Annotated in this window: 20 protein-coding genes and 2 pseudogenes; 13 read left to right on the plus strand and 9 right to left on the minus strand. The window is 35.8% G+C overall.

Going from position 1 to position 24617, the window contains the following annotated elements; translation table 11 throughout:
• Positions 1–35 precede the first annotated feature (35 nt).
• The 7 genes and pseudogenes from OLM61_RS18890 (at position 36) to OLM61_RS18920 (ending at position 10214) form a co-directional block, all read left to right on the plus strand.
• The gene (locus OLM61_RS18890) at positions 36–1124 is read left to right on the plus strand and encodes a M42 family metallopeptidase (RefSeq protein WP_264524143.1); all 1089 of its coding nucleotides are present in this window, start codon (positions 36–38) and stop codon (positions 1122–1124) included.
• Positions 1125–1302: 178 nt separating this feature from the next.
• The gene (locus OLM61_RS18895) at positions 1303–1983 is read left to right on the plus strand and encodes a response regulator transcription factor (protein WP_264524144.1); all 681 of its coding nucleotides are present in this window, start codon (positions 1303–1305) and stop codon (positions 1981–1983) included.
• Positions 1980–3341: a sensor histidine kinase gene (locus OLM61_RS18900; RefSeq protein ID WP_264524145.1), complete on the plus strand. Its 1362-nt coding sequence runs from the start codon at positions 1980–1982 to the stop codon at positions 3339–3341. Before OLM61_RS18895 ends, OLM61_RS18900 begins: the two co-directional genes overlap by 4 nt.
• An 84-nt stretch (positions 3342–3425) precedes the next feature.
• Positions 3426–4670 carry a TolC family protein gene (locus OLM61_RS18905; RefSeq protein WP_264524146.1) on the plus strand — a complete coding sequence of 415 codons (1245 nt, stop codon included), beginning with the start codon at positions 3426–3428 and terminating at the stop codon, positions 4668–4670.
• A gap of 11 nt (positions 4671–4681) precedes the next feature.
• A complete protein-coding gene (locus OLM61_RS18910) occupies positions 4682–5767 on the plus strand; it encodes an efflux RND transporter periplasmic adaptor subunit (protein ID WP_264524147.1) in 1086 nt (361 codons plus the stop codon).
• A 4-nt stretch (positions 5768–5771) separates the two neighbouring features.
• Positions 5772–7037: a carbohydrate porin gene (locus OLM61_RS18915; protein WP_264524148.1), complete on the plus strand. Its 1266-nt coding sequence runs from the start codon at positions 5772–5774 to the stop codon at positions 7035–7037.
• A 79-nt stretch (positions 7038–7116) separates the two neighbouring features.
• A pseudogene (locus OLM61_RS18920) lies at positions 7117–10214 on the plus strand (efflux RND transporter permease subunit).
• A gap of 274 nt (positions 10215–10488) precedes the next feature.
• On the opposite strand, the gene OLM61_RS18925 reads toward OLM61_RS18920, so the two are convergent.
• Entirely contained in the window at positions 10489–10869 is a 381-nt protein-coding gene (locus OLM61_RS18925; RefSeq protein WP_264524149.1) for an ankyrin repeat domain-containing protein, read from the minus strand.
• Between the two features lie 354 nt (positions 10870–11223).
• On the opposite strand from OLM61_RS18925, the gene OLM61_RS18930 reads away from it, so the two are divergent.
• Entirely contained in the window at positions 11224–11763 is a 540-nt protein-coding gene (locus OLM61_RS18930) for an SRPBCC family protein (protein WP_264524150.1), read from the plus strand.
• A gap of 217 nt (positions 11764–11980) precedes the next feature.
• On the opposite strand, the gene OLM61_RS18935 is transcribed toward OLM61_RS18930, so the two are convergent.
• The 8 genes and pseudogenes from OLM61_RS18935 to OLM61_RS18970 form a co-directional block, all read right to left on the minus strand.
• Positions 11981–12934, minus strand: a complete 954-nt coding sequence (locus OLM61_RS18935; RefSeq protein WP_264524151.1) for a phosphoribosylaminoimidazolesuccinocarboxamide synthase — start codon at positions 12932–12934, stop codon at positions 11981–11983.
• A gap of 136 nt (positions 12935–13070) precedes the next feature.
• Positions 13071–13514 (minus strand): GNAT family N-acetyltransferase, encoded by a 444-nt coding sequence (locus OLM61_RS18940; protein ID WP_319800534.1) that lies wholly within the window; start codon positions 13512–13514, stop codon positions 13071–13073.
• A 122-nt stretch (positions 13515–13636) separates the two neighbouring features.
• Entirely contained in the window at positions 13637–15244 is a 1608-nt protein-coding gene (locus tag OLM61_RS18945) for a S9 family peptidase (protein ID WP_264524152.1), read from the minus strand.
• 206 nt (positions 15245–15450) lie between these two features.
• Positions 15451–15984: a hypothetical protein gene (locus OLM61_RS18950; protein ID WP_264524153.1), complete on the minus strand. Its 534-nt coding sequence runs from the start codon at positions 15982–15984 to the stop codon at positions 15451–15453.
• A gap of 233 nt (positions 15985–16217) precedes the next feature.
• Positions 16218–17048, minus strand: coding sequence for a Cof-type HAD-IIB family hydrolase (locus OLM61_RS18955; protein WP_264524154.1), 831 nt, complete (start codon positions 17046–17048; stop codon positions 16218–16220).
• Positions 17049–17186: 138 nt separating this feature from the next.
• Positions 17187–17549 (minus strand): DUF1801 domain-containing protein, encoded by a 363-nt coding sequence (locus OLM61_RS18960; RefSeq protein ID WP_264524155.1) that lies wholly within the window; start codon positions 17547–17549, stop codon positions 17187–17189.
• The gene (locus OLM61_RS18965) at positions 17546–18031 is read right to left on the minus strand and encodes a hypothetical protein (protein WP_264524156.1); all 486 of its coding nucleotides are present in this window, start codon (positions 18029–18031) and stop codon (positions 17546–17548) included. The genes OLM61_RS18960 and OLM61_RS18965 overlap by 4 nt, the downstream gene beginning before the upstream one ends.
• Positions 18032–18164: 133 nt before the next feature.
• Positions 18165–19114, minus strand: a pseudogene (locus tag OLM61_RS18970) (PhoH family protein).
• 238 nt (positions 19115–19352) lie between these two features.
• Here OLM61_RS18970 and OLM61_RS18975 point away from each other — a divergent pair.
• From OLM61_RS18975 to dnaN, 5 genes are all read left to right on the plus strand, one after another.
• Entirely contained in the window at positions 19353–20180 is an 828-nt protein-coding gene (locus OLM61_RS18975) for an S-adenosyl-l-methionine hydroxide adenosyltransferase family protein (RefSeq protein ID WP_264524157.1), read from the plus strand.
• Between the two features lie 170 nt (positions 20181–20350).
• Positions 20351–20647 (plus strand): putative quinol monooxygenase, encoded by a 297-nt coding sequence (locus OLM61_RS18980; protein WP_264524158.1) that lies wholly within the window; start codon positions 20351–20353, stop codon positions 20645–20647.
• 213 nt (positions 20648–20860) lie between these two features.
• Positions 20861–21586, plus strand: a complete 726-nt coding sequence (gene gldF / locus OLM61_RS18985) for a gliding motility-associated ABC transporter permease subunit GldF (RefSeq protein ID WP_264524159.1) — start codon at positions 20861–20863, stop codon at positions 21584–21586.
• Positions 21586–23271, plus strand: coding sequence for a gliding motility-associated ABC transporter substrate-binding protein GldG (gldG, locus tag OLM61_RS18990; RefSeq protein WP_264524160.1), 1686 nt, complete (start codon positions 21586–21588; stop codon positions 23269–23271). Before gldF ends, gldG begins: the two co-directional genes overlap by 1 nt.
• Positions 23272–23379: 108 nt before the next feature.
• Positions 23380–24498 (plus strand): DNA polymerase III subunit beta, encoded by a 1119-nt coding sequence (gene dnaN / locus OLM61_RS18995; protein WP_173967501.1) that lies wholly within the window; start codon positions 23380–23382, stop codon positions 24496–24498.
• The last annotated feature ends 119 nt before the right edge of the window (positions 24499–24617 follow it).

The raw sequence follows: 24617 nt of genomic DNA on the forward strand, positions 1-24617 counted from the left end.
ATACCAAATTTATAAATTAGCAAAAAAATATTTTTATGAGCACAAAATCGATCTTAAAAGATACCTCAATTGCTTTCCTAGAAAGCTATCTCAATAACGCCTCCCCTACAGGCTACGAAAGCGAAGGGCAAAAACTTTGGATGAATTATTTGAAACCTTATGTAGATACTTTTATTACGGATACTTACGGAACGGCTGTAGGAGTTATAAATCCCGATGCGCCGTTTAAAGTCGTTATTGAAGGGCATGCTGATGAAATTTCATGGTATGTGAACTACATTACAGATGATGGTTTGTTGTATGTAATTCGAAATGGTGGTTCCGATCATCAAATCGCCCCTTCCAAAAGAGTTCACATTCATACTAAAAAGGGAATTGTAAAAGGTGTTTTCGGATGGCCGGCTATTCATACCCGTTTGCGCGATAAAGAAGAAACACCAAAAATCAGTAATATTTTTATCGACTTAGGCTGTGAAACCAAAGAAGAGGTTGAAGCCATGGGCGTACATGTAGGCTGTGTGATTACTTATCCGGACGAATTTATGATCTTGAACGAGAATAAATTTGTATGTCGTGCTATCGATAACCGAATGGGTGGTTTTATGATTGCCGAAGTAGCGCGTTTGTTAAAAGAGAATAAAAAAACACTTCCTTTTGGTTTGTATATCGTAAACTCTGTTCAGGAAGAAATTGGACTTCGTGGAGCCGAAATGATCGCTCAAACGATTAAACCAAATGTTGCTATTGTAACGGATGTTTGCCACGATACCACTACTCCAATGATCGACAAAAAGGTAGAAGGAGATTTAAAAATGGGTAAAGGACCGGTTATTGCCTATGCACCAGCTGTACAAAATAAACTTCGTGATCTGATCGTTGATACCGCAGAAAAAAAGAAAATCCCGTTTCAGCGTCATGCGACTTCACGTGCTACAGGAACCGATACCGATGCTTTTGCTTACAGTAATGGCGGTGTGGCTTCGGCATTGATTTCCCTGCCTTTGCGTTATATGCACACTACTGTAGAAATGGTTCAAAGAGAAGATGTTGAAAATGTAATTCAATTGATTTACGAATCACTACTTAAAATTGAAAACAACGAAACTTTTTCTTATTTTAATTAGTGCTTAGTCCTTAGTGGTTAATTCCTAGTCCTTAGCTCTAAGCTTAGATTTCATGAACATAAGTTATAATTTTGAAGTAATTAGTCCCTAGCTACTAATCGTAATAACAAATCTCCAGGAACTAGGGACTAAGCGCTAAGGACTAAGGACTAAGAACTAAAAAACCAACCAGAATACTATGAAAATACTGCTACTCGAAGACGATTTTACCTTATCTAAAGAAATCTCTGCATTCTTTACTTCAAAAGAGTTTGAGTGTTTTCCCTATTATGATGGCTCGTTATTGCTGAAAAAATATTTTCCTTACGAATATGATTTAATCATTCTGGATATTAATGTTCCGGGCAGTAATGGTATTGAAGTTTGTAAAGGCATTCGCGAAGTCGATAAAAAGACACCAATTATCATGCTTACTGCTTTTAGCGAAATTGAGGATAAGCTGGCTTCTTTTGATAGTGGTGCCGATGATTATCTGGTTAAACCCTTTCATTTTGAGGAACTCTATGCCCGAAGCTCCTCCCTTTTACGTCGAAAAGAAATTCCACAACAGACAGAAACAAAAATAGTTATTTCCGATTTGGAAATTCTCGAAAGCGATATGAGAGTATTTCGTTCCGGTGAAGAAATCAAACTGACTCCTAAAGAATTTAAACTGATTCTGATTCTCGCTCATGCAAAAGGTAAAGTATTATCGAAACAATTCATTGCAGAGAAACTCTGGGATTATCACATCGAAACCAATCAGAATACGATTGAAGTTTACATTAATTTTTTAAGAAAAAAAATCGACAAGGACCATGTTGTTAAACTGATTCGAACCAAAGTTGGCTACGGATATTATCTAAGCGATCAGGAATGACTTTAAAAAACCGGATATCACTTTTAGTAAGCTTATTATTTACAATCCTTTTTGGATTGGCTTCTACATTGATATTTGTTTTGTATTCTAATTTTAGGAAAGAAGAATTTCGCGATAGACTGGAAATTAAAGCCCTTTCGAACATCAAGCTCTTAGTCAACGTTAAAGAAGTGGACGATCAGCTTTTAAAAATGATCGACCAAAATTCGATCAACCGATTGTATGATGAAAAAACACTGGTCTTTGATTCTAATTTTAAACTCATCTACAGCAGTATTGACGATGCAAAAATTAACTGGTCGGTTGACGATTTAAAATACCTCAAAAAACATAAAACTTTTTTTAAACAACAAGGCGATTACGAAGTTTATGGTGTTTTTTATGATACTAAAGACAGGGATTTTTATGCTTTAATATCGGCCACCGACGATTATGGCAAACGAAAATTACTTTTTCTTCGCTATACCTTAGTCATTTCTTATATTTTTTTCACCTGTATTTGCTGGGTTTTAACCTCATTTATGGTCAAAAAAGCCATGAGTCCGCTAAGCATTTTTCATCAAAAAATAAAAAATATAAACGAGAACAATCTCGATACCCGCGTTGCTTCCAAAAACAACAAAAATGAAATTGATCTGATTGCCAATGAGTTTAATTTCATGATGGACCGGATTGAAGTTTCGTACCAAAAACAAAAAGAATTTACGGCTAATGCCTCTCATGAACTAAGAACTCCCCTATCGAGAATTACTTCACAAATTGAGAACACTATTGCCGATCCCGCAACATCTGATAAAGGCAAAAGCTTTTTAAAAACCATTTTGTCCGATATCAATCAACTGACGGAATTGATTAACTCGCTGTTGATTCTTTCTAAAATTGACAATAAGAAAAACGAAAACACAGAACTGCATCGTATGGATGAAATTTTGTTTTCGGCCATAGAAAATCTGAATAAAAGCTATCCCGAATTTCTAATTTTATTTGAAATAGAGGAAAACAACAATCTGGATACTGCTTTAGAAGTAAATGGTAATAAAAATTTACTGGAAATTGCCCTGACCAATATCCTGAAAAATGCCTGCGTTTACTCCGATAACAAACAGGCAAAAGTGATTATCAGTACTCAGGACGATCAATTAGTGCTCTCCATTTCTAACACGGGAGAGACTTTAAATGAGGAAGAACAAAAAAATCTTTTTCAACCTTTTATGCGCGGTAAAAATTCGAAAGGGACTTCGGGTTTTGGTCTAGGATTACGTATTGTTCAACGTATTCTAACCCTTCATAACGCATCTATAACCTACAGTGTTCCAGATATTAACACGAATTTATTTCAGTTATTTTTTCATTCGTAATTTATTTTAAGTTATTTTTAAGGTAGATTTTAAGGTGTCTTAAAGTCCGGTGATAGCATATTTGTATAAATTAAAAATGATACAATGAGAAAACTCTGTGCATTCCTACTTGTACTTTTCGGTCCGGTAGTTTTGGCTCAAAAAACAGTCACCCTTCAGGACTGTGAAAGCCAATTTCTTAAAAACAACCTCTTTTTGTTGGCATCACAATACAATATCGATGCTTCTAAAGCACTAACCATTCAGGCCCGAATTTGGGACAATCCCTCAGTAACGGCAGAACTTAATGCCTACAACCCCGAAAGAAATCAGTATTTTGATATCGGAAAGCAAGGGCAAAAAGCATTTGGTATAGAGCAGTTAATTTACTTAGGCGGAAAAAAACGCAATGAAGTTAAGCTGGCTCAAACCAATGAACAATTGGCCGAATTACAGTTTAATGATTTGTTAAGAACTTTAAAACTGCAATTAAGAAAGAGTTTCTACACGGTGTACTACAACAAAAAAAGTCTTGAAACTACCGACAATCAGCTTGCTCATATCGAAGATTTGATCAGTTCATATACGGTGCAGGTACAAAAAGGCAATCTTCCTTTACGAGATCTTGTGCGTTTGCAATCGCTGTATTTGAATTTCAAAAATGAGCGTATGGAAGTGGTCAATGAGAACATTGAAGAACAGGCCAACTTAAAATTGCTTTTAAATTCAGCCGAAAACGTAATTCCGGAAGTCTCTAAAGAAGAGTTTAATAAATACCTGAAAACCGTTCCTTTTGATCTTAAAACCTTTCAGGATGAAGCTATTGCAAATCGTCCGGATTATTTAGCCAAACAAAAGGATATTGAAGCCAATGAAATAAATGTAAAATGGCAAAAAGCACTTGCTGTTCCTGATATTACTGTTGGCGCCACTTACGATCAGCGCAGTGGAGCTTTTAACAGAGAAGCCAATCTGACCCTTGGAATTCCATTGCCTCTTTGGAACAAAAACAAGGGAAATATTAAATATGCGAAAACAATTTTAGAGCAATCAAAAGTTGAAAAGCAAAATTTTGACCTGCAACTGCAAACCGAAATTACATCGGCATGGAACAAATGGGAAGAATCCCGTAAAAACTATGTGGTCATCAAACCAACTGTAAATTCAGACTTTGAGGCCGTTTACAATGGAATCCTGACCAACTTTCAGAAAAGAAATATCAGTTTATTAGAATTTACCGATTTTATGGAAAGTTACAATCAGGCCGCTATTCAGGTAAACGAACTAAAGAAAAAAGTAATTCTTTCAGGCGAAGAATTAAACAGTACCATCAACAAAGACTTATTCTAAAACTAAATAAAATGAAATATAAACTACTAATAGGAATTGCTCTCGTGAGTTTATCCCTCGTAAGCTGCAAAAAAGAAGTTGAAAATCCGGAAACAAATACCTCTTTTGCTTTAAGCGAATCGATGCTAAAAACTACTACAACAGCGGAGGCAGTTACACAACCGGTAAAAAATGTATTGAGTTTTTACGGAAAAATTACTGCCGATAATAACAAAATGATTGATGTTTACCCTCTTGTGGGTGGAAATGTCATTAAAGTAAATGTCGAACTTGGAGATTATGTACGCAAAGGACAAGTTCTGGCTACTATAAAAAGTACCGATATTGCCGATTTTGAAAAGCAATCTATCGATGCCAAGAATGATTTACTGGTGGCTAAAAATCATTTAAAAGTAGCACAGGAATTATTTGACGGAAAATTAAATTCTGAAAGCGATGTACTTCAGGCAAAATCAGAAGTAAATAAAGCGCAATCACAATTGAGTAAAGTTCAGGAAACCTATAAAATTTACAATATAAAAGCAGGTTCTATTTATGAAGTTACGGCACCAATTAGCGGTTTTATCATTCAAAAAAGCATCAATCAGGATATGCTTTTGCGAAATGACCGCTCTGAGAACATCTTTGACATTGCCGAGATCAGCGAAGTTTGGGCATTGGCAAACATCAATGAAATTGATATCAACAAAGTAAAACTGGGTATTGATGCCGATGTAACTACACTAAGTTATCCTGATAAAGTTTTTAAAGGAAAAGTAGATAAAATCTTCAATGTGATTGACCCTGAGACCAAAGCCATGCAGGCACGTATAAAACTGGAAAATCCAGGTTATATGCTGAAACCCGATATGAATGCGAACATTAAGTTATCGTATAGCGAAGCTCAATCTATGATAGCCGTACCCAGTAAAGCGATTGTTTTTGATAAAAGTAAAAACTTTGTCATGATTTTTAAAGATCGTCATAACATTGAGACCCGACAAGTAGACATTTACAGAGTCGTAGGCGATGTAACCTATATTTCGAAAGGCCTGAAAGAAAATGAAAAAGTAATTACCAACAATCAGTTATTTATCTATCGTGCCTTAAACGAATAATGAGATGGAAAAGTCTGTAAAAATATTGGGTTTTGCCACGTTATTTATTTCAACACTATCCTTTTCGCAAGAAACTGATTCGATACGAAAATATAGTCTGGGATTTCAAATGACGTCTATCTATCAATACCATCCGGCTTTTCATGCTAATTATTCCGGGACCAACAGTATGTCGCCCGAAGCCGAAGGTGCTCTGTCCTTAACATCAACCTTGTATCTCGATGTTCCGCTTTGGAAAGGCGCTACCCTAACTTTTAATCCTGAAATGTCAGGAGGCGAAGGTTTGTCTCAGGCCAGAGGTTTGGGCGGTTTTCCTAACGGCGAAACTTTTAGAATTGGAGATACTAAACCAGTTGTTTATGTGGCCAGAATGCTTTTGGAACAAAAATTTCAATTTAAAAACAACCAATCCTTACAATTGGTTTTTGGAAAATTTGGACTATCCGACTATTTTGATACCAATCGCTACTCGCACGATCCCAGAACACAATTTTTAAATTGGGCCCTAATGACACATGGAGCGTGGGATTATGCTGCAAACACCCGCGGATATACCGATGGATTATATGCGAATTACCAATTGGACTCCTGGCAGCTAAGAGCTTCATGGTCGGCTTTGCCTACCAATGCTAACGGTCCAAATGTTGAGTTTCGTTTTAAAGATTCTAACGCCATAAACGTAGAAATTGAAAAGCAGCTGACCTTTCAAAATAAAGATACCGGAACCATTAAATTGTTAGGTTTTAGAAATACAGCCGGGATGGGGAATTACAACGAAGCCAATTCAAACTTCACCACAATTCCGGATATAAAAAGTACCAGACAAAATGGACGCACCAAGTATGGCATTGGTTTAAACATGGATTATACACACGGAGATAGTTGGGGACTGTTTGCCCGAATGAGTTATAACGACGGTAAAAATGAAACCTGGGCTTTTACAGAGATTGACCGATCGGCACAGTTGGGAATGAACCTGAACGGAAAAATGTGGAACCGAACCAATGATTTTGCCGGTATTGCCATAGTCGCCAACGGATTATCGAATCCACACAAACAGTATCAAAAGCTCGGGGGAAATGGTTTTATGATTGGTGACAGTACGCTGAATTATGGTGTCGAACAAATTGTGGAGGTGTACTATTCGTTTTTAGTTCCTAATACTCATATTACACTTTCGCCGGATTACCAGTTTGCCATGAATCCTGCCTATAATAAAGACAGAGGCCCGGTTCAGTTTTTTGCCTTGCGTTTTCATACCGAATTCTAATTAAGAAATACAGATTATAAAAAATGCTCCGCACAGCAGCATCAAAAACAAAAATTCATCATTAAAAATACTTTTTAAAATGAACAAATTCATAAGAAACATTATAGCTTTTTCCCTGAAAAACAAGGCATTTACCTTTTTCTGGGTGGGAATATTGGCCGTTGCAGGATTCATTTCTTTCAAGAACATGCCCATCGATGCTTTTCCGGATGTAACCAATACTCAAATTATTATCATTACACAGTGGAATGGAAAAAGTGCTGAAGAAGTAGAACGTTTCGTTACCTCGCCTATCGAGATCTCTATGAACTCGGTACAAAAGAAAACCAGTGTTCGCAGTATCACCATGTTTGGTCTGTCCGTCATCAAAATTATCTTTGACGATGGTGTCGATGATACTTTTGCGCGTCTTCAGGTCAATAATCTATTAAAAAATGTTTCGCTACCGGATGATGTAGAACCGGATGTTCAGCCTCCTTACGGGCCAACGGGTGAAATTTTCAGATACATTGTAAAAAGCGACAGCAGAGACAGCAGGGAATTACTAACCTACCAAAACTGGGTGATTGACAAACAATTACGCTCTGTTCCCGGTGTTGCCGACCTGAATGTTTTTGGTGGACAAACTAAAACTTATGAAGTTGGGGTTGATCCTATAAAACTAGCCAAATACAACATTACCCCGCTTCAGGTTTACAATGCTGTAAACGGAGGAAATCTGAATGTTGGTGGAGATATCATTGAAAAAAATGGTCAGGCCTTTGTTGTTCGTGGAGTTGGACTTTTAAAATCGATTCAGGATATCGAAAATATTATCGTAGACGATGCCAATGGAAATCCAATCCTGGTCAAAAATTTAGCAACCGTTTATGAAAGTGCGATGCCAAGAGTCGGGCAAACCGGTCTGGCTAAAAATGATGATGTTGTTGAAGGTATTATTGTAATGCGAAAAGGCGAGAATCCACAGGAAACACTAGCCTTAATCAAAGCCAAAATACAAGATCTGAACGATAATGTTCTTCCAAAAGACATCAAATTGGTAACCTTTTACGATCGTGACAATTTAATGAATTTCACGACCGAAACGGTTATGCATAATTTATTTGAAGGAATTATACTGGTTACTTGTGTAGTATTTCTTTTCATGGCCGACTGGAGGACTACTTTTACGGTTTCGATTGTGATTCCGTTATCCTTATTATTCGCCTTCCTGTGCCTTAAAATGATGGGAATGAGTGCCAACTTACTGAGTTTAGGGCGGTCGATTTTGGGATTATCATTGACGGTGCAGTTGTAATGGTCGAAGGATTATTTGTCGTATTAGACCATCGAGCCCATCAATTAGGAATGACCGCCTACAATAAAATTGCAAAAGGAAGTTTGATTAAAAAAACGGGAGCAGAAATGGGTAAAGCCATATTCTTTTCTAAGTTAATTATCATTACAGCCTTACTGCCGATATTCTCTTTTCAGAAAGTAGAAGGAAAAATGTTCTCACCTCTGGCCTACACCCTTGGTTTTGCTTTAATGGGAGCCTTACTTTTTACACTGACGCTGGTACCGGTTTTATCACATATTTTATTAAACAAAAATGTAAAGGAAAAAAACAACCCGTTTGTCAATTTCTGGGATCGCATTGTAGGCAAAAGTTTTGCCTGGACTTTTAAGCATAAAGTAAAAGCACTTATTGGTTCTATAGCCCTTTTAGTAACGGTTTTCTTCTCGGCTACATTTTTAGGAACCGAATTTTTACCGCAGTTAAATGAAGGCGCTTTATGGGTAACGGCCGAATTACCTATGAGTACTTCCCTGCCTGAAAGTGTCAAAACAGCCGCTATCATCCGAAAAGATTTGGAGAGCTTTCCGGAAGTTAAAAATGTTTTATCGCAAACCGGAAGAAGTAACGATGGAACAGATCCCAATGGTTTTGGTTTTATACAGCTTCAGGTAGATTTGAAACCAAAATCGGAATGGAAACGAAAAATTACAATGGATGAATTAATTAACGAAATGGACGAAAAACTGAGAGTTCATCAGGGAATTACCTATAATTATTCGCAGCCTGTAATTGATAACGTAGCCGAATCTGTTGCGGGTTTTAAAGCTTCAAACGCCGTAAAAATTTACGGAGATGATCTCGATAAACTGGACGAACTTTCTAATGAAGTTTTGGCTCAAATAAAAAACATCCCGGGTATAAAAGATGCCGGAATACTAAGAAATGTTGGGCAGCCTGAGATTAGTGTTGTTCTCGACAGAGATAAAATGGCGGCTTATGGTGTAACCTTAAGTGATGCACAAGCTGTTTTAGAATTGGCTTTTGGAGGAAAAACAGCTACTCAAAAATATGAAGATGACAAAAAATTTGATGTCAGAGTCCGTTTTTCAAAAGAATATCGTAAAGATGAAAATGATATTGCCGAACTTAAAGTTCCAACCATTAGCGGAATTAAAATTCCGTTAAAAGAAATATCCGATTTAAAAACCATAACGGGTCCCGCTTTTATCTACAGAGACAATACCAAACGTTTTATTGGAGTCAAGTTCTCTGTTCGTGATCGTGATTTAGGAAGTACCATTGCGGAAGCACAGGCAAAAGTGGCCAAAATGAAACTCCCAACAGGCTATACCGTTGGCTGGACCGGGGAATTTGAAAACCAGGTTCGTGCGAGTGCCCGATTGGCTCAGGTTGTACCGATTAGTTTGATAGGAATTTTTGTACTGTTGTTTATACTGTTCGGAAATATTAAAGATTCTCTGCTGGTTTTAGCGAATGTACCTTTTGCCATTATTGGTGGAATTATTGCACTGCATCTTACCCGAATGAATTTTGGAATCTCAGCAGGTGTTGGTTTCATTGCATTACTTGGAATATGTATTCAAAACGGGGTAATTCTGATCTCCGAGTTTCATCACAATCTAAAGGCAAAGTTCTCACTCGAAGAATCCATTTTTATGGGAGTAAAAGCCCGAACTAGAGCTGTGGTTATGACTGCCCTGATGGCTTCGATAGGTTTAATGCCGGCCGCTATTTCTACGGGAATTGGTTCTGAATCACAAAAACCATTAGCAATTGTTATCATTGGAGGTTTAATTACGGCAACGATTCTGACTCTTTTGGTTTTCCCAATCATCTTCTGGGTATTCAACCGCAAAAAACACGTTCCAATTGAATAAAGAGTTTTAAAATATTAATTGGTTAAATTAATTTGATTCCGTTTTAACGAAAAAGCACCATTAAAAATAATGGTGCTTTTTTTATATCATTTCAGGAAAAGAAATGCTCCTGCTTTCTTTAAGATCATTTTAAATCTTTATGATTCTCTGTATGTGTTTTGTGCGGCTTTGTGAAATAATAATCCAAAAAAGACAGCGCTATATAAAATGAAAAACGACCTTCTGCTCAAGGAAGGTCGTTTCATATACTAACTCAAAAACTCGATTTAAACTTTTATTTTAAATCTTTTAAAATGGCTATAGCTTCTGCAGCATTTGATAATTGTGCATATTTTAAAGCGGTAAAACCTTTTTCATTTCTAGCAGAAGCATCAGCTCCTTTTGCTAATAACACTTTCAAAATATCCACTTTGTTATAACGTGCGGCGATCATTAAAGGCGATAAACCTTCTGACATCTCGTTTACGTCAGCTCCATATTCTAATAATTTTTTAACGAAATCTAAATCTCCTTTACTAACTGCGACATTTAGCGGTGTTGAAAAACTATTTACAATTTCCAATTGTGGTTTCACAACTGATGTTTGATTTGATGCCATTGAGACATTTGCAAATGCTACTAAAGCAACTCCTAAATAAATGATTGAATTTTTCATAATGATTGATTGTTAACTGATTGATTGATGATTTTTAAATTCTATGTAAATGTAATTCTATTTTTCGTATTATGTATAACAAAGTACCATGTTTTAACTAATTCTTAACATTCAATTAATAAAAGCCTTTTAAAGTAATTTGAATGTTAATTGTTAGCTTTCTTAATAGACGCTTGAAAAGTGGATATGTTACACTTTACAATAAAAAAATGTATAAAATCTTATTATTTTTTTTCGTCGTGACAAAAACGAGGCGTAACTTTAATAACTTTACAGTACAAAAAACGTTATCAATAAAGGAGTTACACTTTAACCAGGTGAGCAAAAAAAAATAACAACCTAAAACCAAGAACTATGAAAATCCTAAAAAAAATTCTGATCCTTTTAATTCTTATTGTTGCTGTCGTTTTGATTGCAGCTTATTTTATGCCTAAAAATTATGCTATAGAAAGAGAGATTACCATCAACAAACCTGTTGACAGTGTTTTTAATTATGTGAGATCTCTTAAAAATCAAAATGAATTTAGCGTTTGGGCCAACCTCGATCCCAAAATGAAATCGACTTATAAAGGAACTGATGGTAGCGTTGGTTCAATCTCGGCTTGGGAAAGTCAGGTAAAAGAAGTTGGTGAAGGCGAACAGGAAATTACCAAGATTACAGAAGGCAAACGCATTGACTTTGCCCTGCGTTTCAAAAAACCAATGGATGATACTGCGATAGGTTTTATGTCGACAGAAACCGCACCGGGAAATCAAACCAAAGTAAAATGGGGCATCAGTGGCGTTATTCCTTACCCAATGAATATTATGCTGCCTATGATGAAAATGGACCAAATGATTGGTAACGACCTGCAAAAAGGTTTGGAAAACTTAAAAACCAAAATGGAAGAATAAAATCTATCGAATCCTTTTTATATAACAAACCCGACAGGTTTTAAAAAACTGTCGGGTTTAATAATAAGGTAGGTATAAAAATTATTATTTACCTGAAAGGTTTAGAAAATTGAATAACCTAAATCTAAAAATAAAATTTATCGAATCCTTTTTATATGACAAACCCGACAGGTTTTAAAAACCTGTCGGGTTTACTATAAGGTAAGTATAAAAATTATTATTTTCCTGAAAGATACTCTAATACATTTTTATCGATACGTTGGTCAATATTATCGATATCAGCTTTTACAAACTTTTCTCCTAAAATATTCTCGTACAATTCGATGTATCGCTCTGAAACGGATTGGATATATTCGTCTGTCATATCCGGAATTTGTTGTCCTTCCTGACCTTGAAATCCATTTTCGATCAACCAGCGACGCACAAACTCTTTTGACAATTGTTTTTGCTCCTCTCCTTTTTCCTGTCTTTCCTGATATCCATCAGCATAGAAATAACGAGAAGAATCAGGTGTATGGATTTCATCAATTAAAACAATAACCCCTTCTTTTGTTTTTCCAAACTCATATTTAGTATCTACCAAAATTAAGCCACGGCTTGCTGCTATTTCAGTTCCTCTTTGAAACAAAGCACGGGTGTATTTTTCTAAAACAAGGTAATCTTCTTCAGAAACAATTCCTTTTGATAAAATATCTTCACGCGAAATATCTTCGTCGTGAGAGCCATTATCTGCTTTTGTAGTTGGTGTAATAATAGGTTCCGGAAATTTATCGTTCTCCTTTAAACCTTCTGCCATTGTAACGCCGCAGATTTGTCTTTTTCCGGCAGCATATTCACGAGCAGCGTGTCCTGAAACATATCCACGAATCACCATTTCTACTTTAAAAGGTTCACATAAATGTCCCACAGCTACATTAGGATCCGGAGTTGCGATCAACCAGTTTGGTACAATATCCTGTGTTAACTCCATAAATTTTGTTGCAATCTGATTCAGGATTTGTCCTTTGTACGGAATTCCCTTTGGCAAAACCACATCAAAAGCCGAAAGTCTGTCGGTTGCTACCATTACTAAAAGATCGTCATTGATATTGTAAACCTCTCTTACTTTTCCGCGGTAAACCGATTTCTGATTTGGGAAACTGAAGTTTGTAGTTGTGATTGTATTACTCATTATTCTAGTGTTGTGTTGTTTTTTATGAATGCAAATTTAAAACTAATTAAAAGAAAAAAAGAACCTATTCAGATTCTTTTTTTTAGTCACGGTCACAGTTGCAGTTTACCGTTTGCAAATTGCGATTGTTATTATCTTATGCATTTGTTAATTCCATATGTAAAATCGGATATGGTTTTCCGCAACCGTCTACATCAGAAACAGATTTTACTTCAAAACCAAAATGCTGATAGAATTCCAAAGCTTGTATATTATCTTTATTAACATCAACTTTTGTCACGTTTAAATTTTGAATAGCATGCAGTAAAAGTTCTTTTCCAATACCTTTTCCAATCTCATTTGCCGAAACAAATAACATTTCCAGATTTTCGTCATTTGTTCCCATAAAAGCAATAATCTCCCCTGCCTCATTTTTTACGCCATGCAATGTTACGTGCTCAAAGAAGCCCGGAATCAACTTTTTATAAAATTCAAAATCTTCGTTCGTTAAAAAATCGTGTGTAGCCTTCACAGAAGATTCCCAAACACGCATTAATGCCGTATAATCGCTATTTTCTACTTTGTAAATCAGTTTATCCAAAACTTTAAATGTCTATTTCTAATTATTCGTTTTTCTACGTATAGCCGCAGTCGCAGTATACAGTCGCAGTCTCAGTTTGCAGTTTACAAACTGCGACTGTGACTGCGACTGAAAACTGAACACTACTTTTTCAATAATGTCGAATTAAACAAATTCAGGATTCTGCTGTATTCGTCAATCCAGGAATAGGTTTCTTTAAATCCGTGTGCTTCAACAGGAAATGAAGCCAGACTCCAGTTCTTCTTTTGAAGTTCGATAAAACGCTGTGACAAACGAACAATGTCTTTATATTCTACATTATCGTCTACCATTCCGTGTAACATTACCAGATTTCCTTTTAAATTATCCGCAAAATAAATTGGAGAGCTTTTTTTGTAGGCTTCCGGATCTGTTTCAGGGAAGTTCAGAATGTTTCCGGTATATCCGTGATTGTAATGCGCCCAATCCGTAACAGAACGTAAGGCTGCACCCGAAGCAAATTCACCAGGAGTGGTTAACATTCCCATTAAAGTAATAAAGCCACCGTATGATCCACCATAAATACCCACTCTGTTGGCATCGATTCCGTATTTTTCAACTAAGTATTTTTTACCATCTAGATGATCTGACAAATCTTTTCCTCCCATAAAACGGTAAATTCCGGTTCTGAAATCGCGTCCGTAACCATCACTTCCTCTGTAATCTATATCCAGAACCGTGTAACCTAAATCAGTTAGTAAATTATGAAACATATACTCTCTGTAATAGTTGCTCCAATAATTGTGTGCATTTTGCAGGTAACCCGCACCGTGAACAAAAATGATGGCCGCTTTGTTGGCATTTTCCGTTTTTGGTGTATACAATCTCGCGTTTACAGGAGTTCCGTCCTGTGCTTTGAAAGTAATTACCTCCGGTTCTCTCCATTTGTATTCTTTGAAACTTTCAGAAACAGAAGATGAAATTTGTTGTAAACTAGTATTCTTTTTATTGTCAGCGATATAAAAGTCCCAAGGAATATTTTTATACGAATAACGTACTAAAAGTGATTTTTCATCAGGAGAAACCACCACTTCATGAGCACCGTCTTTGGTTAAAATAGGCTCCAAAGTACCACCGGCAGCAGGTAATTTATAAAAATTTCTGTTTCCCGGATGTGTAGTGTTGGTTGTTACATAAAATGTCTTTTTATCATTGGACAGGGTCACATCACGAACTTCCCAATTTCCACTGGTTAATTGCGTCTTCTTTCCCGTTTTTAGGTTGTACGTATACAAATGTGAATAACCTGTAGCCTCTGACTGGAAATAAATGGTTTCATTATCTGCTAAAAAGCCTAGAACTCCCGAATCGAATGAATAAGATGGGATTCCGGGACCGGCAATCCAGGCATCGTCATGCTGATGCTCAATTTCTTTAAACGATCCGTTCTCCGGATTCAAACTTACCAGCCATCTGTCTTTGTTATCCTGACTTCTAAGTTCAACAATTGCCAAAGAGCCATTTTCATTATACACAGGAGCCTGTGCTGTAATTAAACGGTCTTCCTTAGCTTTATTTTTTAAATTGTCGTAAGATTCATAGTACTTCGGATGATCCTGAATATGGCTCAAAGTTGAGAAATTAACAAAGTAAACACTGTCTTTTGCAACAGAGTAAATTCCGAATTTCGTTTTTACCAAATTTGCCGTCGAAACCTTGTCCTTTGTATTCGGAGTTTGATTATAACCGTCATCCGTTATAAAAACTTCCATTTTTTCTTTTTTAGTGTCCGCTTCCTCGGCCAGGCTAAAAGTGGCAAAATTTCCGTTTGGATTGGCTTTTAAATTGTAAAAGTTATCTTTTCCATAAAAATATTCTTTTGCAAAATCAGATTTAACCGCTTTGTTTTTCGCAAGATTCCATTGTTTCTTAGCCGCTGCATCTCTGATAAACTGAAAGAGTTCTTTTTGTTGGGTCTTTAAAAAAGAATCTTTATCAGGAGCTTTTTCTTTTTTGTTCCTTTAATAAAGTTCGTTATTTGTAAAACAGTCCCTTCTTTTGCATTGTACTTAAAAATATTATCGTTCTGCTCGAAAAATACCGTTTCTGCTGCCGCACCAAGTTCTACATTTGAGATCGGAGTACTTTGCTGAATAATTTTTTTAACCGTTTTGGTACTGATTGAATACGAATACAAACCTCCTTTATCGCTGTAATACACTACATCTGAAGTTGGTTTTCTTTTAAAATCTAACTTTGAGAAAGCAGCTTCTTTGGGTTCCACCAAAACAGGCTTTACTGCTCCTTTTTGCCAGGAATACGTATTTGCACCCAAATCATTGGTTGGATTCCACTCAAAATATACTTTTTTCCCATCTAAAGACCAGCGTCCGTAAGTAGGTTGATTTCCGATAAAAGATTCGCCTTTCATTATTTCTTCCAATTTCAGGGTTTGGCTATTGCCCGAAATCGCAAGCGTAAAAAAGGCAAGCATAAAAATGTTTTTTGTCATGGTATAGTTTTTTGATCAAACAAAAATACACTTTGAAAATTATTAAAAAAATGTTTTTACAACTTCACACGCTCAATCACTTATCATTAACAAAAAAAATCCCCAAAGTGATCTTCGGGGATTCGTAAAATTTATGATACTCTAACGGCCTATAAGACGTAAACCGTCTGTACGCTATCTGTTTTAATGAATTGCTAAGTCGTAAAAATGCTTAAAATTAAGGACTAAAAAAATTAATTCACAGCCAATTCTTTATTCAGAATCTTTGAAGCGATATAGCTGGCAACTCCATCTTCGGCATTGGTTTTAATTACTTCCAGTTCCGGTAACGTTTCTTTTAACAAAGCCGGGGCATTTCCCATAATTAAACCTTTTCCGGTTGACGCTAACATTTGTACATCATTAAAGCCATCACCAAACGAAACTGCTTCTTCCAGAGAAAATCCTTCTTTTTCTAAAACACGCTGGATCGCAACGGCTTTATCAACCGATTTATCCATGAATTCCAAACAGGTTGGTAAACTAAAAGCATGGTGCAAATCACTGGATGAATTGGCCAAAATAGCATCTTTTAAGGCTACTAATTTTTCGTGATTCTCATGAGAAAAGAATATTTTAATGGCTCCAAAATCTTCCAGCGTCTTATAATCTACTAATTCCGGACGGTATTTTAATTCGGCTTGAAAAGCATTTAGTCTTTCATTTACCCTATTGGTTTGCCAAACATTTTCTTTGAACAAAACTACTGTAATTTCCGGGTCAATATCCACATTTAAAGCTGCCTTTACCACGTCGCTTTTTAAATCGAACGCAAAAAGTTCTTCTTTTTCAGGAGAATGAATCCTTGCTCCATTTGAGCTTACGAGATAAACCGGAACTTCAAGCGTTGCAACAATAGCCATCGCATCAAGATGATGACGACCTGTAGCTACTACGATAAGATAATTTTGATGGTGTAGTTCCTGAAAAATTGATTTGGTGTAATCTGATATTCGGTGTTGAGGGTTGAGTAAAGTTCCGTCTAAGTCACTTACTACAACTTTTATATTTTTAAGCTTTGTCATATTAAAATTCAGGTATTTATCCATTGCAAAAATACTGCTTTGTATGCAGAAGAGCAAAGATTTCAGGCTCTGAAAGCGCCAAATACGACAAGTTTATTATATATTTAACTATTTCGTTAAATACTGCATTTTAAACATTTAAACTTTAACAATTCCGCTTTTATATAAATTTAAAGCTTGTTGCAGAATCCTTTCAATCCTTTCTATGGGCAAATCTTCCTCAGCATCGAGCAGCATAATTTTCATTCTGGATCGGGCTTCCTGAAGTAAAAACGGTTCCTCAAAATGTTTTCCTTCTACAATTCCGATATAAGGCTGTTTGTATTTTTTGTGCGTCCATAAATAACAAAACATTTTTCCTTTGTAACAAAAAAAAGGCATTCCGTATTTTAAAACGTTGGTAATATCAGGGTCTTGTTTGAGAATAATTTCTTTTACAGCAAGAAAGATCCCTTTTATAGGTTCTTCTTGTTTTAGGTAGAAATCATCCAGTTGTTTCATCTTCTGATTTTTTCAGTTTTTGCAAAAATAATTTTCAAAGTGTCCGGACAACTGGAACTTGGCTTTAACTTATACACTAAAGAATCATTTTTGATGTAAAATTTTTCTTTGGCGAAAATTGCGAATGATTCATTATTCGCAGGTTCACAGTTGGGTATTGTCAAAATGTCTTTTCTATCAAATTTACCAAAAGGAATGCATTCTACAAATGGAAACATCTTGTAACAAGTATCACTACTTGTACTATTTAGTTCTATCGAATCTCCAACTATTTTCCAATTCCCTTTAGAAATTACTCTCCAATCACAACCTGCACTTTGATATTTAAAAGTACTGTCTTTGTTTATCTTCAAGATTGATTTGTTCGGAATTATATATTCAGTATCATACCAGGTCCCAACAAATTTATTTGGCAAGCTTTCTGATTTCTTGCATGAAATCAAACTAACGAGAACTAAAATAGGGATAATTCTAGATTTCATTAATTCTACTTTTTTAAACTTCTAACAAAAAAATATTCGTTTTACGCCTCTCTACTCAAAGATAGGTATAAAACGAATATTAATAAATGTCAAAACACATTTTACGATTTACATTTGACATTTTATAAAAAAATTAATCGTGATTTTCTATTTGTTTGTAAGCGTCAATTACCTTTTTGACTAATCTGTGACGTACAATATCTTTATCGTCGAGATAAATAATTCCAATTCCGTCAACGTCTTTTAAAACCAGAATAGCTTCTTTCAAACCTGAAATAGTCCTGCGTGGCAAATCGACCTGTCCGGATCACCTGTTATCATAAATTTGGCGTTTTTTCCCATACGGGTCAAAAACATTTTCATTTGCGAATGCGTGGTGTTTTGTGCCTCATCCAGAATTACAAAGGCATTATCAAGTGTACGTCCGCGCATAAAAGCTAAAGGCGCAATCTGAATAATTCCTTTTAAAATGTAATCTTCGAGCTTTTCATTGGGAAGCATATCTCGTAAAGCATCGTAAAGAGGCTGCATATAAGGATCCAGTTTTTCTTTCATATCGCCAGGTAAAAAACCCAGATTTTCTCCTGCTTCTACCGCTGGTCGCGTCAATATGATCCTTTTTACTTCTTTCTCTTTAAGTGCTTTTACCGCCATTGCAACACCCGTATACGTCTTTCCGGTTCCGGCAGGTCCTACAGCAAATACCATATCATTTTTTTTGATGGTATCTACCAGTAACTGCTGGTTAGGCGTCATGGCTTTAATAATTTTACCGCCAACACCATGAACTAGTATTTTGTCATGATCGTATGCTTTTTTTTCATCCTGACCATCACTCATGATTACACGTTCAATTACATTATCGTCAATGTTGTTGTATCGGGTAAAATGAAGCATAAGCCTCTGAAACCTTTTTTCGAATTCATCCAAAACTTCTTTTTCGCCAAACGCTTTCAAAGTGGTACCTCTCGCTACTATTTTAAGCTTTGGGTAATACTTTTTAATGATTTCAAGATGAGTGTCTTGAGCGCCCCAAAAGTCTTTTGGAGCGATGTCTATGAGCTCGATAATTCTTTCGTTCAAATGAGATAGTTTTTAATTAAAAATAAATCAGTTTTTATAAATCAGTAGTTGTCGGGTCTTTTTTAGTCGCAGCTTTAGCAGTAGTTTTCAGTTAAGGTGACTGAGACTGAAAACTCAGACTAATAATTGCAATTTATCATTTCATTTTTTCGTTTTTGCAATTACTATTACTAGCTTTGCATTTCTCAAATTTAATGAAAATTAGATTTAAATACTACCAATAGTTATAAACAAAATTATGTCAATAATTACCCTCACTACCGATTACGGCTTAAAGGACCACTTTGTTGGTTCGCTAAAGGGTAAAATACTATCTGAGTATCCAGAGGTTACACTTGTTGACATTTCGCATGACATTGACCCATTTAACACAGCCGAAGCAAGTTACGTTATCGGCGCAGCCTATTTAAGCTTTCCCAAAGGAACTGTTCACCTGATTGGAGTGGATATCGAACGCAATAAAGAAAACCAGCATATTGCCATGCAATGGAACGATCACTACTTTATTTGTGCCGATAATGGTATTTTGAGCATGCTTACGCAAAAGATTGTTCCGCAAAAAATTGTTGCTGTCAACATCCACGACCGATTCCCAAGTGAATTTAGTGATTTGGATATTTTTATAAAAGTAGCCTGCCACATTTCCAAAGGAGGTTTACTTAATGTTATTGGTAAAGAAATTAAAGAAATCAAGCAAATCACAGAGCTACAGCCTGTAGTGGCCAGTGACAACAACTCTATAAAAGGATATGTAATCTATATCGATCATTTTGGAAATGTGGTCACCAATATTTCTAAAAGACAATTTACAGAAGTTGCAAAAGGCCGATCCTATGAAATTGTAATGAAGCCCAAAAGCATCAAGACTATTTTACCCAATTATTCTGCAATTGCGAGTTCGGAAAAGTATCCGATAAAAACTTATGAAGGCGAAAAGCTAGCGATTTTTAACGAAGCCGGCTTTCTTGAAATTGCCATTTTCAGAAGCAATCCTTCCAAGGTGGGCTCTGCCAAAAGTTTGTTAGGATTGAATTACAGAGATGTGATTACGATTAAATTTTTGTAATCGTTTTTGACATTCTGTTTTAGATTTAAAACACTGAAAAACTGGAGTTTGGATTTTCATTATTGGAATTTATTTTTTTTCATCAAAAGAACAATCAATTTTGGTATTTTTGCGCACCTGTAACAGATTTTCAATCTAAAATCTAAAAACAGCAATCAAAAATTACAACTATGTTTGTTCGAATAGTAAAAATGAGTTTTCACGAAGAAAAAATTCCTGATTTTCTGGAGAATTTCGAAAGTGTGAAAGACAAAATACGAAAAGCAGATGGAAATCGGTTCTTAGAGCTGTATCAGGATAAAAATGACAAATGCATTTTTTTTACCTATAGTTACTGGGAAACCGAAGAGGATTTGGAAAATTACAGACAATCTGAACTTTTTAATACGGTTTGGGACTTTACCAAAAAACTTTTTAATGCCAAACCTGAAGCGTGGAGCGTGGATAAGCTGGTGAGTTTAAATTAGTTTCAGGTTTGAAGTTTCAGGTTTCAGGTTTCAGGTTATATACTGGATTTGAAAATTGGAACCCTTTAACGCAAAGAACGCAAAGATCATATTTAAAAGGTTTGATAAAACGCAAAGTTCGCAAAGGAAAGCAACCTGAAACTTGAAACTTGAAACCTGAAACAAAAAAAAAACAATTACACGATTAAACAAATAAACGAATAAACCTTATACATGAAATCAATCATTTTAAGAGAAATAAAATCCTTTTTTGGTTCTCCTATTGGCTATCTGGTCATTGCCATTTTCTTAATCAGCAATGGATTATTCTTATGGGTATTTGAAGGAGATTACAATATATTAAACACCGGTTATGCCGATTTAACTCCGTTTTTCACCTTAGCTCCGTGGATTTTAATTTTCCTGATTCCGGCGGTTACCATGAGAAGCTTTTCTGATGAAAAAAAACAAGGAACCCTTGAACTGTTATTGACGAAACCCTTATCGATTTGGGAAATCGTAAACGGAAAATTCCTGGGCTCATTCCTGTTAATTGTTTTAGCCATTATCCCAACACTTATTTACGTAAAAGTAATTTCGAACTTAGGATCTCCTGAAGGAAATATCGACATGGGAAGCACTATTGGTTCTTACTTCGGATTATTGTTTCTGATTGCTGCTTATTCTGCAATCGGGATCTTTACCTCTACCCTGTCCGAGAATCAGATCGTTGCTTTTATTCTTTCGGTTTTTCTATGTTTTATTCTTTATTTTGGTTTTGAAGGTCTGGCTTCGTTGATTCCGGGATCTTCTGCTATTGTTTCGACACTTGGCATGCAGGATCATTTTAAAAGTATGAGTCGGGGCGTAATCGATACCCGTGATGTGGTTTATTTTTTAAGCATCACTGTATTGTTTCTGTCATTTACTGTTTATCAATTAAAATCTTTTAAAGCGTAATGAAGTCATCTACTCAACAAAATATTAAAACATTAGGGATTACTGTTTTTGTTTTAATCGTTTTAAATGTATTGGGAAGTTTATTTTTCCACCGATTCGATTTAACCAAAGACAAACGATACACCTTATCCGAAACTTCTTTACAGATCGTAAAACAAGTTAAAAATCCATTATCGATCAAGATTTATATGCAGGGTGAACTGCCGGCAGATTTTAGACGTCTTCAACAGGAAACACGTCAGCTGCTGGAGGAATTTCAGGCCTATAATCACAATATTGTTTTTGAATTCGTAAATCCTCTAGAAAACGAAGACGAGAGCATGGATGTCATAAAATCGCTTTATCAAAAAGGTCTTACACCCATAAACATTACTGTCGACGACAAAGGAAAACAATCTCAGGCTATGGTTTTCCCGTGGGCTGTTGCCGTTTACAACAATAAGGAAGTTAATATTCCGCTGTTAAAAAATATCATGGGAGCTTCAACTACCCAAAAAGTAATCGGATCGATTCAGCATTTAGAATATTCGATTGCAGATGCGATCAATAAAATTAGTAAAGACAGACAAAAGAAGGTTGCTATTATAAAAGGAAATGGAGAATTGAACGAGATTCACATTGCCAAAATGCTACAGCAAATTCGCGAAAGTTATTATATCGGTCCCTTTACCTTAGACTCTGTAGCCAAAAGTCCGACTGAAACTTTAGCCGCACTTAAAAAATACGACTTAGCCATTATTTCAAAACCAACAGAAACTTTCTCTGACGAGGAAAAACAGGTTTTGGATCAGTTTATCATGAACGGAGGTAAAACCTTATGGTTAATCGATCAGGTGGCTGCCGACATGGACAGTCTTTACAACCAGGCTGGAGCAACTCTGGCGTACCCGAGAGACCTGAATCTGAACGATATGTTTTTTAAATACGGCTTCAGAATCAATCCTGATTTGATCAAAGACGAACAAGGAAGCCCTATTAAACTGGCTACCGGCGAACAAGGAAGTGCTACACAATATCAAGACTTTATTTGGAAATATGCCCCGCAGGTGTACCCAACCAGCGAGCACCCGATTGTAAAAAACTTAGGCGGAATCCGATTTGATTTTGCGAGTCCGATTGACACCTTAAAAAACGGAATCAAAAAAACAGTTCTACTGCAATCTTCTCCTTATTCAAAAGCAATTGGAACTCCTGCTCCAATCAATCTAAACAGTGTAACCGAAAAAGCTTCTCCTCAGGAATATGCAAACAAAGGAAACATTCCACTTTCCGTTTTACTGGAAGGATCCTTCCATTCCGCTTTTGAAAATCGCGTTTTACCTTTCAAAGAAAATTCATTCTTGGCAAAGGGAAAACCAAACAAAATGATTGTAATAGCCGATGGTGATTTGGCCAGAAATCAGTTGGACAAAAACATGATGCCTGTAGAACTGGGCTATGATCAGCGTACCGGAAACCTATACGACAACAAAGATTTCATGATGAATTGCATCAATTATTTGCTGGATGATACCGGACTTATTAACATTAGAAGTAAAGATGTCAGCCTGCCCCTATTGGACAAAGAGAAAGTTTATGAAAATTATACACTCACACAGTTCATAACTATCGGACTTCCAATTCTAATTTTGTTGATTTTTGGATTGGTATTTACCTATATGCGAAGAAGAAAGTACAGCAAGTAGATGTTAATAAAAAAATTGCTTAAATTAAGATTGTTTACGATATATTTGTAAAACCTATCTTAGTTGAAGAAAAACTAAAGAAAAGAGCAAAAAAATAAAATAATAGAGATGAAATTTATAGTATCGAGTTCGTACTTATTAAAACAATTACAAGTTTTAGGTAGTGTAATTAACAGCAACAATACGTTGCCTATTTTAGACAACTTTTTATTTGAACTAGACAACAGCGAGCTGACAGTTTCGGCTTCGGATCTTGAGACTACGATGTCTGCTACATTATCAATCGATTCTACAAGCAAAGGAAGTGTTGCTGTGCCAGCTAAACTTTTGCTTGAAATTTTAAAAACGTTTCCGGAACAACCTTTAACTTTTACGGTTGAAGAAAACAATACCGTTGAAATTAGTTCTAACTCTGGAAAATATGCTTTAGCATACGCTGCCGGTGAAGAATTTCCAAAATCGGTAAGTCTTGAAGAACCGTCTGTAACACTTGTTCCTGCTGATGTTTTAGCAACTGCTGTAAGTAAAACTATTTTTGCTGCCGGAAATGACGATTTACGTCCGGTAATGTCCGGAGTTTTCTTCCAATTCTCACCTGAAGGATTAACTTTTGTAGCAACAGATGCACATAAATTAGTAAAATATGCCCGTACAGACGTAAAAGCGTCTCAGGTAGCTGATTTTATTATGCCTAAGAAACCTTTGAATATTTTAAAAAGTATTTTAGGAACTTCTGATGCCGAAGTAAAAATTGAATACAACGATTCAAATGCGACTTTCTCATTTGACAATTATATTTTAACGTGTCGTTTGATCGATGGAAAATACCCTAATTACGAAGCGGTAATTCCAAAGGAAAATCCAAACAAATTAATGATTGACCGTTCTTTATTTTTAAGTTCAGTTAAGCGTGTGGCCATTTTCTCTAACAAAACTACACACCAAATTCGTTTGAAAATTGCCGGAGCTGAATTAAATGTTTCTGCAGAAGATATCGATTACTCTAACAAAGCTGAAGAAAGATTAACTTGTGATTATCAAGGAGATGATCTTCAAATTGGTTTCAACTCTCGTTTCTTAACTGAAATGCTGACGAACCTGCAATCGGATATGATTATGCTGGAGATGTCATTGCCTAACAGAGCTGGAATTCTTACGCCGGTTGACGGTTTAGAGGAAGGAGAAACTGTAACAATGCTGGTAATGCCTGTAATGTTAAATAGTTAACATCAAAACTTCTTTTTGTTACAGAGATTTTTTTTAGTTTGAAATTAAAGACATATCATTGTAAAAAAAAATAACATCGCTATTAACCAACCATTTTTTATACCTAGAAACCGCAATTC

Source organism: Flavobacterium sp. N502536, from assembly GCF_025947345.1.
Taxonomy (GTDB): Bacteria; Bacteroidota; Bacteroidia; order Flavobacteriales; family Flavobacteriaceae; genus Flavobacterium.

Coding starts and splice junctions, on each gene's coding strand:
- OLM61_RS18890 (WP_264524143.1), top strand. CDS start 36: ATGAGCACAAAATCGATCTTAAAAGATACCTCAATTGCTTTCCTAGAA.
- OLM61_RS18895 (WP_264524144.1), top strand. CDS start 1,303: ATGAAAATACTGCTACTCGAAGACGATTTTACCTTATCTAAAGAAATC.
- OLM61_RS18900 (WP_264524145.1), top strand. CDS start 1,980: ATGACTTTAAAAAACCGGATATCACTTTTAGTAAGCTTATTATTTACA.
- OLM61_RS18905 (WP_264524146.1), top strand. CDS start 3,426: ATGAGAAAACTCTGTGCATTCCTACTTGTACTTTTCGGTCCGGTAGTT.
- OLM61_RS18910 (WP_264524147.1), top strand. CDS start 4,682: ATGAAATATAAACTACTAATAGGAATTGCTCTCGTGAGTTTATCCCTC.
- OLM61_RS18915 (WP_264524148.1), top strand. CDS start 5,772: ATGGAAAAGTCTGTAAAAATATTGGGTTTTGCCACGTTATTTATTTCA.
- OLM61_RS18925 (WP_264524149.1), bottom strand. CDS start 10,869: ATGAAAAATTCAATCATTTATTTAGGAGTTGCTTTAGTAGCATTTGCA.
- OLM61_RS18930 (WP_264524150.1), top strand. CDS start 11,224: ATGAAAATCCTAAAAAAAATTCTGATCCTTTTAATTCTTATTGTTGCT.
- OLM61_RS18935 (WP_264524151.1), bottom strand. CDS start 12,934: ATGAGTAATACAATCACAACTACAAACTTCAGTTTCCCAAATCAGAAA.
- OLM61_RS18945 (WP_264524152.1), bottom strand. CDS start 15,244: ATGGAAGTTTTTATAACGGATGACGGTTATAATCAAACTCCGAATACA.
- OLM61_RS18950 (WP_264524153.1), bottom strand. CDS start 15,984: ATGACAAAAAACATTTTTATGCTTGCCTTTTTTACGCTTGCGATTTCG.
- OLM61_RS18955 (WP_264524154.1), bottom strand. CDS start 17,048: ATGACAAAGCTTAAAAATATAAAAGTTGTAGTAAGTGACTTAGACGGA.
- OLM61_RS18960 (WP_264524155.1), bottom strand. CDS start 17,549: ATGAAACAACTGGATGATTTCTACCTAAAACAAGAAGAACCTATAAAA.
- OLM61_RS18965 (WP_264524156.1), bottom strand. CDS start 18,031: ATGAAATCTAGAATTATCCCTATTTTAGTTCTCGTTAGTTTGATTTCA.
- OLM61_RS18975 (WP_264524157.1), top strand. CDS start 19,353: ATGTCAATAATTACCCTCACTACCGATTACGGCTTAAAGGACCACTTT.
- OLM61_RS18980 (WP_264524158.1), top strand. CDS start 20,351: ATGTTTGTTCGAATAGTAAAAATGAGTTTTCACGAAGAAAAAATTCCT.
- gldF (WP_264524159.1), top strand. CDS start 20,861: ATGAAATCAATCATTTTAAGAGAAATAAAATCCTTTTTTGGTTCTCCT.
- gldG (WP_264524160.1), top strand. CDS start 21,586: ATGAAGTCATCTACTCAACAAAATATTAAAACATTAGGGATTACTGTT.
- dnaN (WP_173967501.1), top strand. CDS start 23,380: ATGAAATTTATAGTATCGAGTTCGTACTTATTAAAACAATTACAAGTT.